General features: G+C 76.5%; 3 protein-coding genes. All 3 read right to left on the bottom strand.

What is annotated here, in order from left to right:
- Positions 1-13 precede the first annotated feature (13 nt).
- Positions 14-9754 (bottom strand): SDR family NAD(P)-dependent oxidoreductase, encoded by a 9741-nt coding sequence (locus tag AB0H64_RS05600; RefSeq protein WP_357620426.1) that lies wholly within the window; start codon positions 9752-9754, stop codon positions 14-16.
- 74 nt (positions 9755-9828) lie between these two features.
- Positions 9829-14994: an SDR family NAD(P)-dependent oxidoreductase gene (locus AB0H64_RS05595; RefSeq protein WP_357620424.1), complete on the bottom strand. Its 5166-nt coding sequence runs from the start codon at positions 14992-14994 to the stop codon at positions 9829-9831.
- Between the two features lie 33 nt (positions 14995-15027).
- Positions 15028-20340 (bottom strand): type I polyketide synthase, encoded by a 5313-nt coding sequence (locus tag AB0H64_RS05590; RefSeq protein WP_357620422.1) that lies wholly within the window; start codon positions 20338-20340, stop codon positions 15028-15030.
- Positions 20341-20364 lie beyond the last annotated feature (24 nt).

Here is a 20364-nt window from a genome sequence, read left to right as displayed (position 1 = left end):
TGGTGGAATGTCGTCACCGTCCTCGCCTACGCGCCGCCGACGCCTCCAGGCCCGAACGGCGGAGCTGGGCCCGTACCTGGCTGCCGCCGCCCGCGCCGGCCAGCACCGGGGCCGCCCCCGAGGCCAGCGCCTCGACGGTCCGGCTGAGCGCGGCCACGGTCGGCGCCTCGTACAGGACGTGCGGCGGCAGCTCGTCCAGCTCGAACGCGCGGCGCACGGCGGCGACGATGGCGACGCCGAGCAGAGAGTTGCCGCCGAGCTCGAAGAAGTTGTCCAGCACCCCGACCCGGTCCAGCCGCAGCGACTCGCCCCAGATGGCGGCGATGGTCTCCTCGGCGTGGCCGTCCGGCTCCTGGTAGGCGGTGAGCAGCTCGGGCCTCGGGTGCCGCTCGCCGCTCGTGCCGCCCATCGCCGGGGAGGTCACCACGTCCACGGTGAACTCCGCGCTGCCGCGCACCAGCGTCGGGAAGTCCTGGGTGGAGACGACGACCCGCGGCTCGCCGGTGGCCAGGGCCCGCAGCAGCGAGCGCCAGCCGTCGTCGAACGCGATGCCGACGCGGGCCCGGTTCTGCCGGAAGAAGTCGCGCAGCGCCTCCTCGTACCCGGCCAGCCCGGCCTCCCAGGCGTTCCACGTCCACTCGCCCCAGCCGACGGACACCACGCGGCGGCCCGTCGCGGCGAGCCGGTGCGCGTAGGCGTCGAGGAAGGCGTTGGCGGCGCAGTAGTCGACCTGGCCGGGGCCGCCGCCCGTGGCCGAGGTGATCGAGGAGAACAGCACGAGGAAGTCCAGCTCGACCTCGTCCGGCCCGCCCAGGCGCAGCGCCTCGGCCAGCGCGAGCGTGCCGGCCACCTTGGGCGCCAGCACCTCGTCCAGCTCCTCGGGCCGCTTGAACTGCATGAGGCCCATGGCCGGGACGCCGGCCGCGTGCAGGACGCCGTGCAGGGCGCCGAACCGGGCCACGGCCGTGTCCACGGCCCGGCGCACGTCCTCCGGGCGGGCGACGTCGCCGGTGACGACCTCGACCTCGCCGCCCAGCGCCTCCAGCCCGGCGACGGCGGCGACGCGCCTGCGGGTGACCTCACCGGCGGCGATGTCGCCCGACAGGACGCCGGGCCAGTCGGCGCGCGGCGGCAGGCCGTGCCGGGCCAGCAGGACCAGCCGGCCCCGGCACTCGCGGACCAGGTGCTCGGCCAGGCCCAGCGCGATGCCGCCCAGGCCGCCGGTGACCAGGTACACGCCGCCTTCGCGCAGCGCCGCCCGCTCCTCGACAGGCGGGGCCGGGAGGGGGTCGTAGCCGGGCACCCAGCGGCGGCCCCGGCGCAGCGCCACGGTCCGGTCGGTCTGCGGCCGGGCCAGCTCGGCGACCAGGGCGGTCAGGTCCCGCGCGCCGGGCTCGGCCGGCAGGTCCACCAGGCGGGTGGTCACGCCGGGGTACTCCAGCGGGATCACCGCGCACGGCCCGAGCAGCGTCGCGCCGTACGGGTCGGCCACCTCCTCGCCGAGCACCGGCTGCGTCCCGGCCACGGCCACGTCCAGCGACCACGCGCCGATGCCGGACTCCCCGGCGGCTCGGGCGAGCGCCACGAGCGTCCGCAGCCCGAGGTCCACGGCGTCCTTCCCGGGGGCCCGCGTGCCGCCGGGTTCCGGAGTCGGGGCGTCCGGAGTCGAGGCGTCCAGGGCCGGGGCGTCCAGGGTCCAGAGGTGGACGACGCGGTCGAGGGGGCGGCCGGTAAGGCGCAGGTCGCGGAGCAGGGCGAGCGTGTCGGTCACGTCCCCCGGCCGGATCGTGTAGCCGTCGCCGGTGGCGGCATAGGCGTCGCCCGGCCGTACCAGCGTGACGGGCGCGCCCGTGGACGCGACGGCGGCGCGCAGCCGGGCCACGGCCTCCCCGGCGGCCCCGTCGTCCCCGGCGAACACCAGCCACGAGTCCGGCCGGCGCTCGGCCGCCGCCGGGGGCGCGGTCTGCCGCCACACCGGCAGGTACAGCCACTGCTCCTCGGGCAGCTTGGGCAGGCTCGTGATGGCCTCGAACAGGTCGGCGGGCACGTCCGGGGCGGACTCGGCGGCCTGCCTGCGCGTCGCGGGCGGGTCGATCCAGTAGCGCTGCCGCTGGAACGGGTACGTCGGCAGCGGCACCCGCCCCGGCAGGCCGGGGCCTGACTCGCCCGGGTCGCCGGTCCGGCCGTGGTAGGCGTTCCAGTCGAGGGTGACGCCGCACAGCCACAGCCGCGCCAGGCAGCCGGCCAGCACCTCGTCACCGGGCCGGGCGTCGCTCGCGGCGGGCAGCGTGTGCGTGACGAGCGGCCACCGCTCGGGCGGGCAGCCCGCGCCGCGCACCATCGCGCCCAGCGACTGCCCCGGACCGATCTCCACCACGGCCAGGCCCGGGTCGGCCAGCAGCGTGCCGATCCCGTCGGCGAAGCGGACCGTGCCGCACATGTGCCGCGCCCAGTAGCCGGGGTCGCGCACCAGCTCGGCGTCCGCCACGGCGCCGGTCAGGTTCGACACGTACGGCAGGGCCGGGGGGTTGAGCCGGATGTTGGCCTTGACCCACTGGGTGAGCTCGTCGGCCAGGGGCTCCAGCATGCGGGAGTGGAAGGCGTGGGTGGTCTCCAGCGGGCGGCACGGCACCTCCGCGGCGCGCAGCTCCTCCGCCAGCCGGTCGACGTCCTCGGCCGGGCCGGCGACGACGGTGACCTGCGGGCCGTTCACGGCGGCCACGTCGAGCCCCCGCTCCTCCAGCCGGAACCGGCGGCGCAGCCGGTCGGCGGGCAGCGAGACGGCGAGCATGGAGCCGGCCGGCATCCGGGCGATGAGCCGGGCCCGGTGCGCGACCAGAGCGACGGCGTCGGGCAGGGACAGCACGCCGGCCAGGCACGCGGCGACGTACTCGCCGAGGCTGTAGCCGAGCATGAGCCGGGGCCGCAACCCCCAGGCCATGAGCGTGCGCGCGAGGGCGTACTCGACGGCGAACAGCGCGGGCTGCACCACCTCGGTCCGCCGCAGCGCCGCCTCCCGCCCGCCCGTGCCGGTTCCGGCTCTTCCCAGCAGAGCGGCCAGGCCGGTGGCCTCGCCGCGTTCGCCGGTCAGCAGGTCGGCGAGCTCGGCGGGGTCCACGACGCCGTCCAGCGCCTCGCCCAGGTGGCGCAGGCACTCGTCCAGCTCGGCGCGGAACACCGGCTCGTGCCGGTAGAGCTCGCCCGCCAGGCCCGGGTACTGCTCGCCGACGCCCCCGAACAGGAAGGCCACCGGCCGGCCGCGCACGGTCTCGACGCGGCCCAGCAGGTCGTCCGCGCGCCGCCCGTCCAGCGCCGCGGCGGCGGTCGCGAGGTCGCCGGCGACGATCGCCCTGCGGTGCTCGAACGTCTTGCGTCCCACCTGGAGCGTGTACGCGACGTCGGCCAGCCGCGGGCCCGGCCCGTCCGCGAGGTGCCCGCCGAGCCGCCGGCACGCCTCGTCCGCCGCGTCTGCCGTACGGGCCGAGACCGTCACCACCTGGTACCGGCGGCCCGGCCCGGGGGCCTCGTCGCGGGCGGGGGGCTCCTCGATCACCATGTGCACGTTCGTGCCGCCCATTCCCAGGGAGTTGAGCCCCGCGATGCGCGGCCGGCCGTCACGGGTGCGCCACGGGGACAGCTCGGCGTTGACGTAGAAGGGGCTGCCGTCGAAGTCGATCTCCGGGTTGGGGCTGGTGTAGTGAAGGCTCGCCGGGATGATCCCGTGGTGCGCCGCGAGCGACGTCTTGATGAGCCCGCTCGCCCCGGCGGCCCGGTCGAGGTGGCCGACGTTGGTCTTGACCGACCCGATCGGGCAGTACCGCCGCTCCCGCGTCGTGCCGAACGCCCGGGTCAGCGCGGCCACCTCGATGGGGTCACCCAGCTCGGTGGCCGTGCCGTGCGCCTCCACGTAGCTGATGTCCTCGCCGGTGACGCCCGCGTCGGCCATCGCGTCGGCGATCACCCGGGACTGGCCGACGACGCTGGGCGCCGTGTAGCCCACCTTGAGCGCGCCGTCGTTGTTCATGGCCGAGCCGCGGATGACGGCCCAGATGTGGTCGCCGTCGCGGATCGCGTCGGGCAGCCGCTTCAGCAGCACCGCGGCGGCCCCGTCGCCGAACATGCTGCCCTTGGCCCCGGCGTCGAACGCCCGCACATGGCCGTCGGGCGACTCCTGGCCGCCGGGCCCGTACAGGTGACCGACCCGGTCGGGGACGCGGATCGACACGCCGCCCGCCAGCGCCAGCTCGCAGTCGCCGGCCCGCAGGCTCTGCACGGCCAGGTGCGCGGCCACCAGCGACGTGGAGCAGAACGTCTGCACCGCGACACTCGGCCCGTACAGGTCGAACAGGTACGACACGGTGGTGGTCAGGGCGTCCTTGTCGTTGCCCATGATCACCTCGAAACCGCTGAACTCCTTCTGGCCGCCGCCGAGCAGGTGGTCGGCCATCCTGAGCAGGTACGTGCTGATGTTGGCGCCGCCGAACACGCCCACCCGGCCCCGGTGCTCCGGAGCCGCGTAACCGCCCTGTTCGAGGGCCTCCCAGCACACTTCGAGGAAGGCGCGCTGCTGCGGGTCGGTGATGGCCGCCATGCGGGGGCTCATGCCGAAGAACGCCGCGTCGAACCCGCTCACGTCGTCCAGGACGGGCCTGGCCGGCACGTACGCGGGGTCCTTGATCTGCTCGGGATCGGCCCCGGCGGCCAGCAGCTCCTCCTCGGAGAAGAAGCTGATGGACTCGACGCCGTCGTTGAGGTTCCGCCAGAACGCGGCGACGTCGGCGGCGCCGGGGAAGCGGCCCGCCATGCCGACGATCGCGATCCGCCGGTCGTCGTCGGCCGCGGTCGTCCTCGCCCGCTCCCCCACGACCCGCACGCCCTCCGGCGCCTGCTGCGGCTGGGGCTCGGGAGTGGTCGTGGCGCCGCGCTCGTCGAGGATGACGGCCAGCGTGCCTACCGTGGGCGCCTCGAACAGCGCCACCGTCGGCACCGCGACCCCGAACCGCTGCTTCACCAGGGAGAGCATCTGCAGCGCCACCAGCGAGTTGCCGCCCAGGTCGAAGAAGTTGTCCCGGGTCCCGACCGGCTCGACGCCCAGCACCTCGGACCAGAGCTCCGCCAGGCCGCGCTCGGCCGCCGACTGCGGCGGGCTGTACGGCTGGGGAAGCTCGGGACGCGGAAACCGGTCCCCCGCCCCGCCGGGCGGCCCCTCTCCGCCGGCCGCTTCTGAGCCGTCCGGCGCGGCCGCCGCGAGCAGGGCCGTCGCCGCGGGCACGGACCGGGGCAGCCGGTCGTCGAGCCCGCCCGCCGCGACCACCAGCCCGGGACGGGTGGTGGCCGTCAGCCGGTCGAACGCCGCCAGCGACTCCGAAGCGCTCATCGAGTGGGCGGCCATCGCCGCGCCCATGCCGCCTTCCAGCCGGTCGAGCGTGACGGCCCAGGTGTCCCAGCTCGCGGCCACCCACCGGGTGGGGGTACGGCCGGCGAGGTGCGCGGCGTGGCCGCGGTGGGCGAGCGCGGCGAGGGCGGCGTTGGCGGCGGCGTAGCTGCCGAAGGTGATGCCGCCGAGGACGGCGGAGGTGGACGAGAACACGAGGCAGAACCGGGGCGCGAGGCCGGCCGGGAGCTCGCCGAGCACCTCCTCCAGCACGAGCGCGCCGGTCACCTTGGCGGCGAAGTGGCGGCCCACGGCCTCGGCGTCGAGGTCACGCAACGGCCGGAACCCGTCGGCCCGCGTCTCGGCCGCGGCATGCACCACCCCGTCGAGCCGGCGCCTCCCACCGGCGGGTGTTTCGGTGAGGAGGTCGGCGAGCATGGCGCGCATGGCGGTGGTGTCCGTGACGTCCACGGCTGGGGTGAGCACCTCGGCGCCCAGGGCACGCAGGCGCTCCACCTCCTGCCGGCGCGGGTCGCCGGCCTCGGCGGGGAGGCCGCCGCGGCTGGTGAGGACGAGGCGCGCGGCACCGGCGCGGGCGAGGTGCCCGGCGAGCTGCAGCCCGACGTCGCCCAGCCCGCCGGTGATCAGGTACGTCCCTCCCGCCCGCACGGTGTCCTCGCCGCCGGACACGGAGCCGCCCGGCACGGAGTCGTCGGTCGCGGAGCCGTCGGTCGCGGAGCCGTCGGTGAGGGTGTCGTCGGTCGGGGTGAAGGTGCGGAGGAGGCGGGCTCCGGCGCGGTAGGCGACGAAGACCTCGCCCGCCGGGGCCAGGATCTCGCCGGTCAGCGCGTCGGCAACGGCCTGGGCGCCGGCGCCGGGGTCGAGGTCCACGGCGGAGCAGTCGAGGCTGAGGTACTCCTGGTTGGCGACCATCGGCAGGGTGGCCGCGGCGGCCTGGGCGGCGTCGGGCGCCTCACCGTCGGCCACCGCCTGCCCGCCGCGCGTGACCAGCAGGACCCGGGTCCCGTCACCGCCCTCCTCACCGAGAGCCGCCAGCAGCCCCGCCACGGGCACGAGCGCGTCCCCGATCCCGGCAGAGGCGGTCTCGCGCGCGGAGGCGGTCCGAGGCGCGGCGTCCAGGAGGCGGAGGTCCACGACCGTGGCCGGGGCGGCGGCGTCGGGGCTCCGGGTGAGCGCCGCGAGGTCGTCCGAGTCGGTGACCGTGACGGCGTCGACGCCGTGGGCGCGCAGTGACCGGCCCAGCGACTCGGCGACCTCCCCGTCCGGACGGCCCGCCACCAGAACGCACCGGCCCACCCGTAGGTCCGGCTCGGCGGCCTTGGTCGCGGGGGCGTCCGTGCCGGGGGGATTCGCGCGGGTCCAGCCCGGGACGAGCAGCTCCACATGGGGCCGCCCCGCATCCGCCGGGGAGGGTCCGCTGTTACGGTCCGCGCCGTTGACGGAGGCGCTCCCGTTGAGGGAGACGGCTAGGTCGAGAGGGGCGGTCCCGCTGGAAGAGGCGGACTCGCTGGAGGAGGCGACCCCGTGCGGGGCGGCCTGGGGCGCGGTGCCGTTCGAGGCCGTTCCCCGCGTCGCCGGGGCGGACGGCGGGTCGATCCAGTAGCGCTCGCGCTGGAACGGGTACGTCGGCAGCCCGACCTTGGCCACCGGCCGGTCCTGCCGGTAGCCGGACCAGTCGATCGGCACCCCGGCCAGCCACAGCCGCCCCGCCGCCTCCGCCAGCACCTCGCCGGCCGGACGCGGGTCGTCCGCCCCGGGAAGCGTGGCGACGACCAGCGGCCAGCGGTCCGGCGGGCAGTCGCGGTGGCCGCGCGCCATCGCGCCCAGCGACTGCCCCGGCCCGATCTCCAGCAGCACCGCGTCGCCGTCCAGGCGCAGCAGCGTGCTCAGCACGCCGTCGAAGCGCACGGGCGCGCACATGTGCTCGGCCCAGTACGCCGGGTCCGTGAGCTGGGCGGCGGTGGCGAGCTCGCCGGTGACGTTGGAGACGCAGGGGACGCGGGGCGCGTGGAGGGGGACGTTCTCGGCGATCCAGGCGGTCAGCCGCTCACGCAGCGGCTCCATCATCCCGGAGTGGAAGGCGTGGCTCGTGGCCAGCGGCCGGCAGGGCACCCCGTCCGCCTCCAGCAGCGCCCTGGCCGCCGCCATCGCCGCGGGCTCGCCCGCCAGCACGGTCAGCTGGGGGCCGCTGATCGCGGCGACGTCCACACCGGCGACGCCGGCCAGGCGCTCGCGCAGGTCCGCGGCGGCGAGCGGCACCGCGCACATCCCGCCAGGAGGCAGCTCGTCGATGAGGCTCGCCCGGTGGGCGACCAGCGCGATGGCCGACTCCAGGGACATCACTCCGGCCAGGCAGGCCGCGACGTACTCGCCGAGGCTGTAGCCGGCCAGGGCGGCGGGCTCGACGCCCCACGACTGGACGAGCCGCGCGAGCGCGTACTCGACGGCGAACAGCGCGGGCTGGAGCACCCGGGTGGGGGGCGCCGCGGCGGGAGCGGAGGCGCGACCGAGCAGCCGGCCGAGCGCGTCCCCCTCACCGTCCCGCCGCGGCCCGATCATCTCGGCGAGCGGGTCGTCGCCCGTCCGCCGGCGCAGCTCGGCGCGGCACCGGTCGAGCGCCGCGCGGAACACCGGCTCGGTCTCGTACAGCTCGGCGGCCATCCCCGGGTACTGCTCGCCGGTGCCGGCGATGAGGAAGGCGACGGGCCGGTCCGCGCGGCTCTCGGCGCGGCCGAGCGCGGCGCCGGACCGGATCCTCTCGGCGGCCTCGGCCGCGGAGGAGGCCACCACCGTCCGGCGGTGGGCGAAGACCTGCCGCCCGGTCTGGAGGGTGTGGGCGACGTCGGCCAGCCGGTGTCCGGAGCCGCCACCGGCCAGATCGGCCACTGCCTGTCCGACCGGGTGCCCAGCCGGGCGTTCCGTCTCCGCCTGGTGTCCGGCCAGGTGTTCCGCCAGGCGTTCGGTCATCGCGTCGGCGGCGGCGGCCGTACGGGCGGACCAGACGAGCAGCTCAGGGCGGGGCGGCTCCTCGGTGCGCGGCACGAGCGGGGCCTCCTCGACCACGACGTGCGCGTTGGTGCCGCCGATGCCGAAAGCGCTGACCCCGGCGCGGCGGGTACGGCCCGCCTCGCGCGGCCAGCCGCGCAGCCCGGTGACGATCTCCAGCCCGGCCTGGCCGGAGGCGAGCTGCGGGTTGGGGTCGGTCAGGTTGATGGTGGGCGGGATCTCGTCGTGGCGCAGGGAGAGGGCGACCTTGATGAGGTTGGTGACGCCGGCGGCGCGGTCGAGGTGGCCGAGGTTCGTCTTGACGGAGCCGATGAGCACCGACTCGTCCCGGAACACCTGCTGCAGCGCCGCCAGCTCGGCCGCGTCGCCCAGGGCGGTGCCGGTGCCGTGCGCCTCGACGTAGTCGATGTCGGCGGGCGTCAGCCCGGCGCTCGCCAGCGCCTCCGCCATGACCGCGGCCTGCCCCTGCACGCCGGGGGCGGTGAAGCCGGCCTTGCGACCGGCGTCGTTGTTGACCGCCCAGCCGCGCAGCACGGCGTAGATCTGGTCGCCGTCGGCGAGCGCGTCCTCCAGCCGCCGCAGCGCGACCACGCCGACGCCGCTGCCGAGGGGTGCGCCCATCCCGGCCGCGTCGAACGCGCGGCACTCGCCGTCGGGCGGGGCGATGCCGCCCTGCTGGTAGAGGTAGCCGACGCGGTGCGGCACGTTCACCGCGACGCCGCCGGCCAGGGCCAGGTCGCACTCGAAGGCCGCCAGGCTGGTGGCGGCGGCGCACACCGCGACCAGCGACGTCGAGCAGTAGCTCTGCACGCCGTAGCTGGGGCCGGACAGCCCGAGCGTGTGCGCGACGCGGGTGGTGAGGGAGTCCTTGTCGTTGGCCAGCCCGACCGCGAGGTCGCCCATGACGGCGCCGACGCCGCTCGGCAGCAGGTTGTTCTGCATGTACGAGCTGTGCGCGCACCCGGCGAACACGCCGATGGCCCCGTCGAACCTCGTCGGGTCGCACCCGGCGTCCTCCAGCGCGGTCCACCCGTGCTCCAGGAACAGCCGGTGCTGCGGGTCGAGGATCTGCGCCTCCTTCGGGCCGATCCCGAAGAAGCCCGCGTCGAACAGCTCGACGCCGTCGATCACCGGGCTCGCCTTCACGTACGACGGGTCGGCGATCAGCTCCTCCGGGACCCCGGCGGCGCGCAGCTCCGCGTCGGTGAACCGGGTGACGCCGGACGCGCCGGACCGGATCGCGGACCACAGCTCGGCCACGTCGGACGCCCCGGGGAAGCGCCCGGACATGCCGACGATCGCGATGTCGGTCCCGGAGCCTTCGCCGTCGATCTCGTCGATGTCGTCGATCACGTCTACCGTCCTCGTGTCGGGCCTGCTGTCGGGCCGCGTCGGGGGCCGCTGGTCCACGGACTCGCCTCCCCCGCTCATCTCCGTCTGCCGGAACGGGCCCTGCGCCGCCGTTCCCCCCGTGCCGAACTGCCGGCCAGCGGCTCCTGGCCGTTCGCGCCGCCGCCCTCCGCCGCTCCGAGCGCCGCCGTGAACTCCGCGACGGTCGCGTGCTCGAACAGCAGCGCGGGCGGCACCGGCCGGCCGAGCTCCTTCTCGATGGCGAGCACCATGGCCATGCCGACCAGGGAGTTGCCGCCGAGGTCGAAGAACGGGTCGTGGACGCCGACGCCGTCGATGCCGAGGAACGCGCCCCACAGGTCGGCCATCCGGGCCTCGGCGTCGGTCCGCGGCGGCGCGTAGTCGGCGCGCAGCCGGGGGCGCGGGAACCGCTCCCCCTTCGGCCCGGCCGCCACCGCCGCGCCGACGAGGTCGTCCAGGTCGAGCATGCTCGACCAGGCGTTCAGGACCTCCCGCAGCGGCTGCCGTACGGCCATGACGCCGCCGTGGCCGCCGGCCAGGATGCGGTCGAGCAGCGCGCAACCGGCCTCGTCGCGGAAGCCGTGCGCGTCGCGGTAGGCGGCCACCCGCTCGGCCAGGCCGCCGGTCGCCTTCAGCCCCTCGGACTGCCACACGTCGTGCCGCCACGGGCCCCACGCCACCGACACGACCCGGGTCGACGGGGCGGTGGCGGCCAGCGCCTGGCCGTACGCGTCGAGGACGGTGTTGGCGGCGCAGTAGTCGGCCTCGCCGATGCCGCCGAACGCGGTGACGGCGGAGGAGTACAGGACCAGCAGCTCGGGCCGCTCGGCAGCGGGTGTGCCCGCGCCGACCAGCTCGGCGAGCGGGCCCATGGCGAGGACCTTGGGGGCGAGCACCGCGGTGGCGTCGGCGACCGTGCGGCGCTGGGTCAGGCCGCCGGCGGGGAGGCCGGCGGCGTGGACGACGCCGTGCAGCCGGCCGAAGCGCTCGCGGGCCCGTCGCAGGGCGTCGCGCAACTGGTCGGGGACGCCGGTGTCGGCGGCGAGCAGCAGCACCTCGGCCCCGGCGGCCTCCAGCTCGGCCACGTCCCGGAGGGTCGCGGCCACCCGGGCGTCGATCTCACCGGTCGCGGCCTGCGTGGGGATGGGGGTTCGGCCGACGAGGGCGAGGCGGCGGACGCCGGCGCGGACGAGGTGCTTGGCGAGCGCCATGCCGAGTCCGCGCGTGCCGCCGGTGATGAGGTACGCGCCGTCGGGCCGCCACACGGCTTCGGCCGTGCCGTCGCCGCTCGCAGGCCGCTCGGTCGCCGTTCCCGCGCCGCTCGCCGTTGCTTCGGGGCTCGTGGCCGGTGCCTGGGCCCATCCGCGGATCCAGCGGCGGCCACGCCGCCATCCCGTGAGTGCGTCGCGGGCGTCGGGGTCGGCTCCGTCGGGCGGCGCGGCCGTCAGCTCCGTCATCAGCACGGCAGCCAGCTCGGCCATCCGCCCGGTCGTCCCCCCGGAGATCGGTGCGGAGATCTGCCCGGTGGTCGGTCCGGTGGTCGGTGCGGAGGCGGGCTGGTGGGGCGGACGTGCCGGTGCCTGGACGCCGGATTCCGGGTCGAGGTCGACGCCGCTCCAGGTCAGGCCCGGGTACTCGTGCCGCACCGCGCGGCCGAGCCCGTGGGCGAGCGCCTGGTGGGGGGCCGGCGCGTCCCGGCCGAGGATCTCGGTGGCGCCGCTGGTGACGGTCAGCAGCCGTACGCCTTGGCGGGCGGGCAGGTCGCCGAGCGCCTGGACGGCCAGGAGGAGCCCGGTGAAGCCGTGCTCGACGGCGGCACGCAGCTCCGCGTCCCCGGCGAACGCCGCCGGAGCCGCCCCGGAGGCGTCCGACGGGGCGGGGCCGCCGCCGAGTCCCCACAGGTACGCCACGTGGACGGGCCCGTCGCCGAGACCGGCGAAGACCTCGGCGTGGTGCTCGGGCACGGCCGGGTCGACGGTCAGGCGGCGCCCTTCTCGTCGCGGCCCGGTCGTCCCGGAGCCGGGCGGGGCGGCGACCACCTCCACGACGGGCGTTCCCGCCGCCTCGGCGAGGTCGGCCAGGGCGGTGCCGGCGCCGCCGGGGTCGACGAAGACCACGAGCGGGCCGGGCAGCCGCACGGACCCCGGAAGCGGCGCGCGGGCCGGGTCCTGCCGCCAGTCCGGGACGAACACGAAGTCGCCGTCCGACTCACCGGCCGGGATCGCGCCCGCCGCCTCGCAAGCACCCGAGCGGTCCGGCCGTCCGACGGCCGCCGTGGTGGAGTCGGCGCTCTCCGGCCGGCGCGACCCGATGCCGGCCCCGGAAGCGAGGCCGGTCCCGATGCCGGCCCCGGCAGAGAGGCGGGGCCTGAGGTCGGGGCCGAAGCCCGAGCTGTGATCAGGGCCGGCGTCGGGCCAGAAGCGGGTGCGCTGGAACGGGTACGTCGGCAGGCTGAGCACCTGGCCGTCGCCGGGCCGGGTGAGGTCCCAGGTGACGGCCACGCCCAGCTCCCACAGCGCGGCGCAGGCGGCCAGCAGCTCCTGGTGCGCGTCGCGGCGCTCCCCCGCGGTCCAGCGGGGCGGCAGCGTGCCGAGGACGGCCGGGGCCGCCCCGCCGGTGAGGTTCTGCCGTACCAGACCGCCGAGGGTCTGCCCCGGCCCGAGCTCCACGAACGCCGCCACGTCCTGCTCGACGCAGTGCCGCACGCCGTCCGCGAAGCGGACCGTGCCGACGAGCTGGTCGGCCCAGTACGAGGTGCTGGTGGCCTGCTCGGCGGTGAGCGGCCGGCCGGTGAGGTTGGAGACGATGGTGACGGCGGGTGCCCGGCGCGGCACCGACTCCAGCACCGCGGCGAGCTTCTCGCGGGCGGGCTGGAGCAGCGCCGAGTGGAAGGCGTGGGCCGAGCGCAGCGGGCGGCACGCGATGCCGGCTCCCGTCAGCGCGGCCGTGGCGGCCTCGATGTCGGCGGGCAGGCCGCTGAGCACGGTCATCGCGGGGCCGTTGCGGGCCGCGACGTCCACCTCGATCCCCGCGCCGGTCAGCGCGGCGGTGACGCGCTCCTCCGGGGCGGCGACCGCGACCATGCGGCCGGCGGGCACCGCGCTGATCAGGTGGGCGCGCTCGACGACCACGTGCAGCGCGTCCTCCAGGGTGAAGACGCCGGCCAGGCAGGCGGCCACGTACTCGCCGAGGCTGTAGCCGACGAGCACGTCGGGGGTGACGCCCCAGTGCTGGAGCAGCCTGGCCAGCGCGTACTCGACGGTGAACAGGAACGGGTGGGCGATGGCGGCCTGGTCCAGCGGGTCGTGCCCGGTGGACGCGTCGCCGGGCGCGGGGCGGCGGCCGAGCAGGGCGGCCAGGTCGTCGCCCGCGGGCTCGGGGCCGGCGTCGCCCTCGGGGAAGAACAGGGGGCGCAGGTCCACTCCGGAGCGCCGGGACACCAGCTCGACGCAGGTGTCCACGGCCCGCGCGTACACGGGCTCCCTGGCGTACAGCTCCCTGCCCAGGCCCGCGTACTGGTCGCCGACCCCCTGGAGCAGGAACGCGACCCGTGGGCGGCCCTTCACCCGGTGCCCGCTGTCCTGCCGGGCGGTGGCGTGCAGGCGCTCCACCGCGTCGCCGGGGCCGGAGCAGAGGAGGGCGCGGCGGTGGTCCAGCTCGGCGCGCCCGGCCTGGAGGGTGCGGGCGAGGTCGGCGAGCGGCGTCTCGGGACGCTCGTCGAGCCACGCGGCGAGCCGGTCGGCCTGCTCGCGCAGCGCCTCCTGGCCGGCCGCCGACACCGGCAGCACGTACGCGGGGACCGGTCCGGCCGGGACCGCGGGGTCGGGCGGCGCGGGGTCCGGGGCCGCCTCCACGATCACGTGGGCGTTCGTGCCCGACAGGCCGAAGGAGCTGACGCCCGCGAGCCGGGGCCGGTCCTGGCGGGGCAGCGGCACGGGGTCGTTGACCGGCTGGACGCTGCCGTCCTCGGGGATGGCCGTCGCGGGGGTGGTCAGGTGGAGGTTCGGCGGGATGACCCCGTTCTCCAGGATGAGCGCCGTCTTGATGAGGCCGGCGATGCCCGCGGCGGCCTGGGTGTGACCGATGTTGGTCTTGACGGCGCCGACCCGGAGCGGCCGGTCGGGTCCGCGTCCGCCGAAGACGTCGTGCAGGGCGGACAGCTCGATGGCGTCGCCGAGGTGGGTGCCGGAGCCGTGCGCCTCGACGTAGTCGATGTCGTCGGGGGTGACGCGGGCCGCCGCGAGCGCCCGGCCGATGACGTCGGCCTGCGCGCGGCGGCTGGGCGCGGTCAGCCCGTTGCTGCGGCCGTCCTGGTTGACCGCCGAGCCGCGCAGGACGGCGCGGACGCGGCGGCCGTTGGCGAGCGCCTTCGACAGCGGCTCCAGCACGACCAGGCCGCCGCCCTCGCCCATGACGTAGCCGTCGGCCCCCTCGTCGAACGTCTTGCACCGCCCGTCGGCGCTCATCATCAGGCCCGCGCACGCCTGCACGAACGTGGTGGGGTGCAGGGTCAGTGACGCGCCCGCCGCGATGGCGAGGTCGCACTCGCCTCTGCGCAGGCTCTCCATGGCCAGGTGGACCGCGATGAGCGAGGAGGAGCAGGCCGTGTCGATCGTCATCGTGGGGCCGATCAGGTCGAGCTGGTAGGCGATCCGCCCGGCCGCCACGCTCGACACCGCGCCCTGCCCCAGGTACGGGTCCGAGACGGCGTCGGCGCCCTGCCGCTCCATCTGCAGCCGGCCGTACTGGAGGGTGTCCATGTAGCCGACCATCACGCCGGTGCGGCTGCCCGCCAGCCGGGACGGCGAGATGCCGGAGTTCTCCAGGCCCTCCCAGGCCAGCTCCAGCAGCAGCCGCTGGTGCGGGTCCATGCGGAGCGCCTCGCGCGGCGACAGGCCGAAGAACTCGGCGTCCCACCCGGAGACGTCGTCCAGCCATGCCCCGTACCTGGTGTACATGGCGCCCGGCACGCCCGGCTCGGGGTGGTAGTAGGCGTCGACGTCCCAGCGGGAGGGCGGCACCTCGCGGACGACGTTCCTGCTGTCGCACAGCAGGCGCCAGAAGTCCTCGACCGTGTCACCGCCGGGGTAGCGGCAGGCCATGCCGATGACGGCGATGGGTTCGTGGCGGCGCTCCTCGGCCTCGGTGAGGCGGTGGCGGGCCTGGGCGAGTTCGACGGTGGCGCGCTTGAGGTAGGTGCGGAGCTTGTCCTCGGTCCCCATCGGGCGAGCCTTTCCGGTCGTGGGCTTCACGGGTCACAGTTCGTTGTCGATGAGGGCGAAGATCTCTTCGTCGGAAGCCGAGTCGATCTTGTCGGCGACGTCCCCGACGCCGTCGGCGCCGGGGCCGAGCCGGTCGAGGGTGCTCTGCAGGAGCGACACGAACCGGTCGCGCAGGGCCTCCCCCTCGCCGTTCGCCGCGGCGATCATGTCGTCGACCCGGTCGAGGACGGCGCGCAGCGTGTCCTCCGGCGAGGGTGACGGGGGTGCGAGGGTGCGGAAGAGGTAGTCGGCCAGGGAGTTGACCGTCGGGTGGTCGAAGACGAGGGTCGCGGGCAGGCGCAGGCCGGTGTCGGCGTTGAGCCGGTTGCGCAGCTCGACGGCGGTCAGGGAGTCGAAGCCGAGCTGGTTGAAGGCCCGGTCGACCTCGATGTGCTCGGCGCTGCCGTGCGCCAGGACGGCCGCCACGTGGGCGCGCACGGTGTCGGTGAGCAGCCGCTGGGCGTCCGGGCGGGGCAGGTCCGCCAGGCGCCGGGTGAGCGCCGCGGGTCCGGCTCCGCCGGCTGCCCCGGCGTTCCCAGCGGTACGGCGGGGCGCCCGGACGAGGCCGCGCAGCAGGGCCGGCAGGTCGCCCGCCTCGGCGCGGGCCCGCAGCCCGGCGGTGTCCCAGCGGGCGGCCACCACCTGCGGCTCGGCGCCGGTCAGAGCGCCGTCGAACAGCTCCAGGCCCTGCTCCACGCTCAGCGGGGCGATGCCGGCCCTGGCCAGCCGGGCGTGGTCGGCCCCGGTCAGCCCGCCGGTCATCCCGGAGTCGGTGTCCCAGAGTCCCCAGGCGACGGACACGGCCGGCAGGCCCAGCGCGTTCCGGTGCCCGGCCAGGGTGTCGAGGAAGGCGTTGGCCGCGGCGTAGTTGCCCTGGCCCGCGTTGCCGAGCACCCCGGCGAGGGACGAGAAGAGCGCGAAGACCGACAGGGGCCGGTCGAGGGTCAGCTCGTGCAGGTGCCAGGCGGCGTCCGCCTTGGGCGCCAGCACGGCGGCCATCCGGTCCGGCGTCAGCCCTTCGACGACCGCGTCGTCCAGCACACCGGCCGTGTGGACGACTCCCGCGAGTGACGGCACCTCGGCCAGCAGCGCGGCCAGCGCCGCCCGGTCGGCCACGTCGCAGGCCGCCACCCTGACGCTCGCGCCCAGCGCGGAGAGCTCCTCGACGAGCGCGCCGGCCCCCGGAGCCTCGGGCCCCCGGCGCGAGACCAGCACCAGGTCCCGTACGCCGTGCCGCTCCACCAGCCGCCGCGCCACCAGCGCGCCCAGCCCTCCGGTGCCGCCGGTCACCAGCACCGTCCCGGACACCTCCGGTCCTTCGGGGGAGGAGGGCCGGGAGGGGCGGCGGATCAGGCGCGGCACGAGGACCTCGCCCCCGGCCACCCGTACCTGCGGCTCCCCGAGGGCCACCAGCCGGGCCCAGTCGGAGAAGCCGTCCTCCACCTCCGCCAGCACGAACCGGCCCGGCTGCTCCGACTGCACCGACCGCACCAGCCCGTGCACCGCCCCGGCCGCCAGGTCACCGGGCCGGGTCGCGAACACCACCACGCCGTCGGCCGGAGCGGCGGCCACCGCCTCCAGCACCCGCCCGGTCAGCGCCCGCACCGACGACGGCACGTCCTGGCCCTCCGAGACGCACCACACCACCGAGGGCACCCCGCCCAGGGCGCCGGCCGCCGGAGCCTCCACCCACTCCACCCCGTACGAGGACGGAGCGGACGGGGCGACGGACCGGGGAGCGGCGGCGCGGACGCGTAACCCGTCGATGGACAGCACCCGGTCGCCCGCAGGGTCCGCGGCCTCGACGACCACGTCGTCACCGGACCCGGACACCCGGACCCGGAGCGCCGACGCCTCGCCGGCGTGCAGCCGCACCCCGCTGAAGGCGAACGGCAGCCGCAGCTCGTCGCCGTCGCCGCCGGCCAGCACGACCGGGTGGAAGGCGGCGTCCAGGAGGGCCGGGTGGATGCCGTACCCGGCGACCTCGACCCCCTCCGGAGCAGCGACCTCCGCGAACAGCTCGTCCCCGCGCCGCCACAACGCCCGCAACCCCTGGAACGCCGGACCGTACTCGTAACCCCGCTCCGCCGACCGCTCGTAACCACCCTCCACCTCCACCGCCACCGCGTCCGCGGGCGGCCACGCCACCGCCCACGAAGCGGCGTCCTCGGCGGGGGCGGAGTCGGCGAGCACGCCCGAGGCGTGCCGCCGCCAGCCCTCCGAGGAGTCCGGGGAGCGGGAGAACACGCCGACGGCGCGGCGGCCGTCGGCGCCGGGACGTTCCACGGTGACCTGGACGGTGACGGCCCCGGCGTCGGGCAGGTACAGGGGCGCCTCGATGACCAGCTCCTCCAGCACGGGTGAGCCGGCGTGGACGCCGCCCTCCAGCGCCAGCTCGACGAAGGCCGCGCCCGGCAGCAGCACGCCGCCCTGGACGGCGTGGTCGGCCAGCCAGGGGGCACCTCTGAGCGAGAGCTGCCCGGTCAGGACGTAGCCGTCGCCGGCCACCGGGACGACCGCCGTGAGCAGCGGGTGCCGGGCGTCGTCGATGCCCGCGCCGGCGGGCCGGCCGACGCGCTCGCGGTCGCCGAGCCAGAACCGGCGCCGCTCGAACGGGTAGGTGGGCGGGTCGACGCGGGGGTGCGGCGCGGGTCCGAGCGCGTCGGACCAGGCGACGTCGGCGCCGAGCACCCACGCCTGGGCGAGCGCGGCGAGGAAGCGGCTCCAGTCGCCCGCGCCGCGGCGCAGGCTCGCGCAGACGCCCGCGGTGACTCCGGCGTCGTCGCAGATGTCGCCGGTGTCGCCGCCGAGCACGGGGTGCGGGCTGACCTCGACGAACAGCGGCGTCCCGGTGAACGCCCTGATCGCCTCCTCGAACAGCACGGGGTTGCGCAGGTTGTCGTACCAGTAGCGGGTGGTCAGGCGGGCGGGCTCGACGACCGCGCCGGCCAGCGAGGAGCAGAAGACGGTCTCGGTCGGCCGCGGCCGGACGCCGTCGAGCGCGGCCAGCAGCTCGTCGCGCAGCGCCTCCACGTGCGGGGTGTGCGAGGCGTAGTCCACCGCGATGCGGCGCACCCGCACGGTGTCCCCGCAGACGGCGGCGAACTCGTCCAGCGCGCCGTCCTCGCCCGCGATCACGCACCCGGCGGGGCCGCTGTGCACGGCCACCCACAGCCGGCCGGCCCACGGCGCGATCCGCTCCTCGGCCTGTACGGCGGGCAGCGCGACGGCGAGCATCCCGCCGGTGCCGCTGAGCCCGGTCAGGGAGCGGCTGCGCAGCGCGACGACCTTGGCCGCGTCCTCCAGCGACAGGGCGCCCGCGACGCAGGCCGCCGCGATCTCGCCCTGCGAGTGGCCCACGACGGCGCCGGGGTGGACGCCGTACGAGCGCCACAGGGCGGCCAGCGACACCATGACGGCGAACAGCACCGGCTGGATGACGTCGGTTCCCTCCAGCTCGGGCGCGCCGCCGGTGCCGCGCAGCACGTCCTCGACGGCCCAGCCGGTGTACGGCCGCAGGGCGGTGTCGCACTCGCGCAGGCGGGTCCGGAACACGTCGCTGGAGTCCAGCAGATCGACGGCCATGCCGGCCCACTGCGTCCCCTGGCCGGGGAAGAGGAACACCGGCCGCGGCTCGGCGAGCGCCTCCCCCGTCACGGCGGCGGCGTGCGGAGCGCCGGCGGCGACGGCCTCCAGGGCCTCGGCCAGCTCCTCACGGTTCGCGGCGACGACCACGGCGCGGTGCGGGAACCGGGCCCGGCTCGCCAGCGCCCGGCCGGTCGCGGCCACGTCCGCGCCGGTGACGCGGCCGGCGTGCTCGCGCAGCCGGCCGGCCTGGGCGCGCAGCGCCGCGGCGGACTTGGCGGAGAACGCCCACACGATCGGGCCGTCCAGGCCGGGGGTCTCCTCCGCGGGGCGGGGCCCGGGCGCGCTCTCCAGGATGACGTGCGCGTTCGTGCCGCTGACGCCGAAGCTGGAGACGCCCGCCCGCACCGGCCCGTCGGCGGGCAGCTCGACCGCCTCGGTGAGGACGCGCACCCCTCCGGACTTCCAGTCGACGTGCGGGGTCGGCTCCTCGACGTGCAGGGTGGGCGGCAGGAGACGGTGTTCGAGGGCCTTGACCATCTTGATGACCCCGGCCACGCCGGCCGCGGCCTGGGTGTGGCCGATGTTGGACTTGACGGAGCCGAGCCAGACCGGCCGGTCGCCGGCGCGGGCCCGTCCGTAGGTGGCCAGCAGCGCCTGGGCCTCGATCGGGTCGCCCAGCGTCGTGCCGGTGCCGTGCGCCTCGACGACGTCCACGTCCCGGGTGTCGAGGAGGGCGTCGGCGAGCGCCTGCTGGATGACCCGCTCCTGGGCCGGCCCGCTGGGGGCCGTCATGCCGTTGCTGGCGCCGTCCTGGTTGACGGCCGAGCCGCGGATCACCGCGAGCACGCGGCGGCCGTTGCGCTGGGCGTCGGAGAGGCGTTCCAGGGTGAGCACGCCGACGCCCTCGGACCAGGCGGCCCCGTCGGCGGTCGAGGAGAACGACTTGCACCGCCCGTCGGGTGCGAGCGCCCGCTGCCGGCAGAACTCGATGAACGGCACCGGCGACGCCATGACCGAGACCCCGCCCGCGAGGGCCAGCGAGCACTCGCCGCGGCGCAGCGCCTGCACGGCCAGGTGCAGGGCGACCAGCGACGAGGAGCACGCGGTGTCGACCGAGATCGAGGGGCCCTCCAGGCCGAGGGTGTAGGAGACGCGGCCGGACATGACGCTGGAGGCGCTGGAGGTGAACAGGGTGCCCTCGACCGCCTCGGGGGTGACCTCCAGGAACCGGGTCGAGTAGTGCTCGTACATGTTGCCCGCGTACACGCCGGTGCGGCTGCCGCGCAGGGTCGACGGGTCGATGCCCGCCCGCTCCAGCGCCTCCCAGCACGACTCCAGGAACAGCCGGTGCTGCGGATCGGTGGCCAGCGCGCTGCGCGGGCTCATCCCGAAGAACGCGGCGTCGAAGTCGGCCACGGCGCCCACGAACCCGCCGTGCCGCGTGTACGACTTGCCCCACGCCTCGGGGTCCGGGTCGAACAGCCCCTCCAGGTCCCAGCCGCGGTCGGCGGGGAAGTCCCCGATGGCGTCGCCGCCCGTGGCCACCAGGTCCCACAGGTCGTCAGGGCCCCACACCCCGCCGGGATACCGGCACGCCATGCCCACGATCGCCACCGGCTCGTGCCGCCGGCCCACGTCCTCGGCGAGGCGCTGGCGGGTCTCCGCCAGCTCGACGGTCGCGCGCCTCAGATAGTCGCGGAGCTTGTCCTCGGTCCCCATCGGTGAACCCTTCGGTCGCGGGAG

The sequence above is a fragment of the Nonomuraea sp. NPDC050733 genome (assembly GCF_040654215.1).
GTDB lineage: Bacteria > Actinomycetota > Actinomycetes > Streptosporangiales > Streptosporangiaceae > Nonomuraea.
This window is presented reverse-complemented; position numbering and strand designations above follow the sequence as displayed.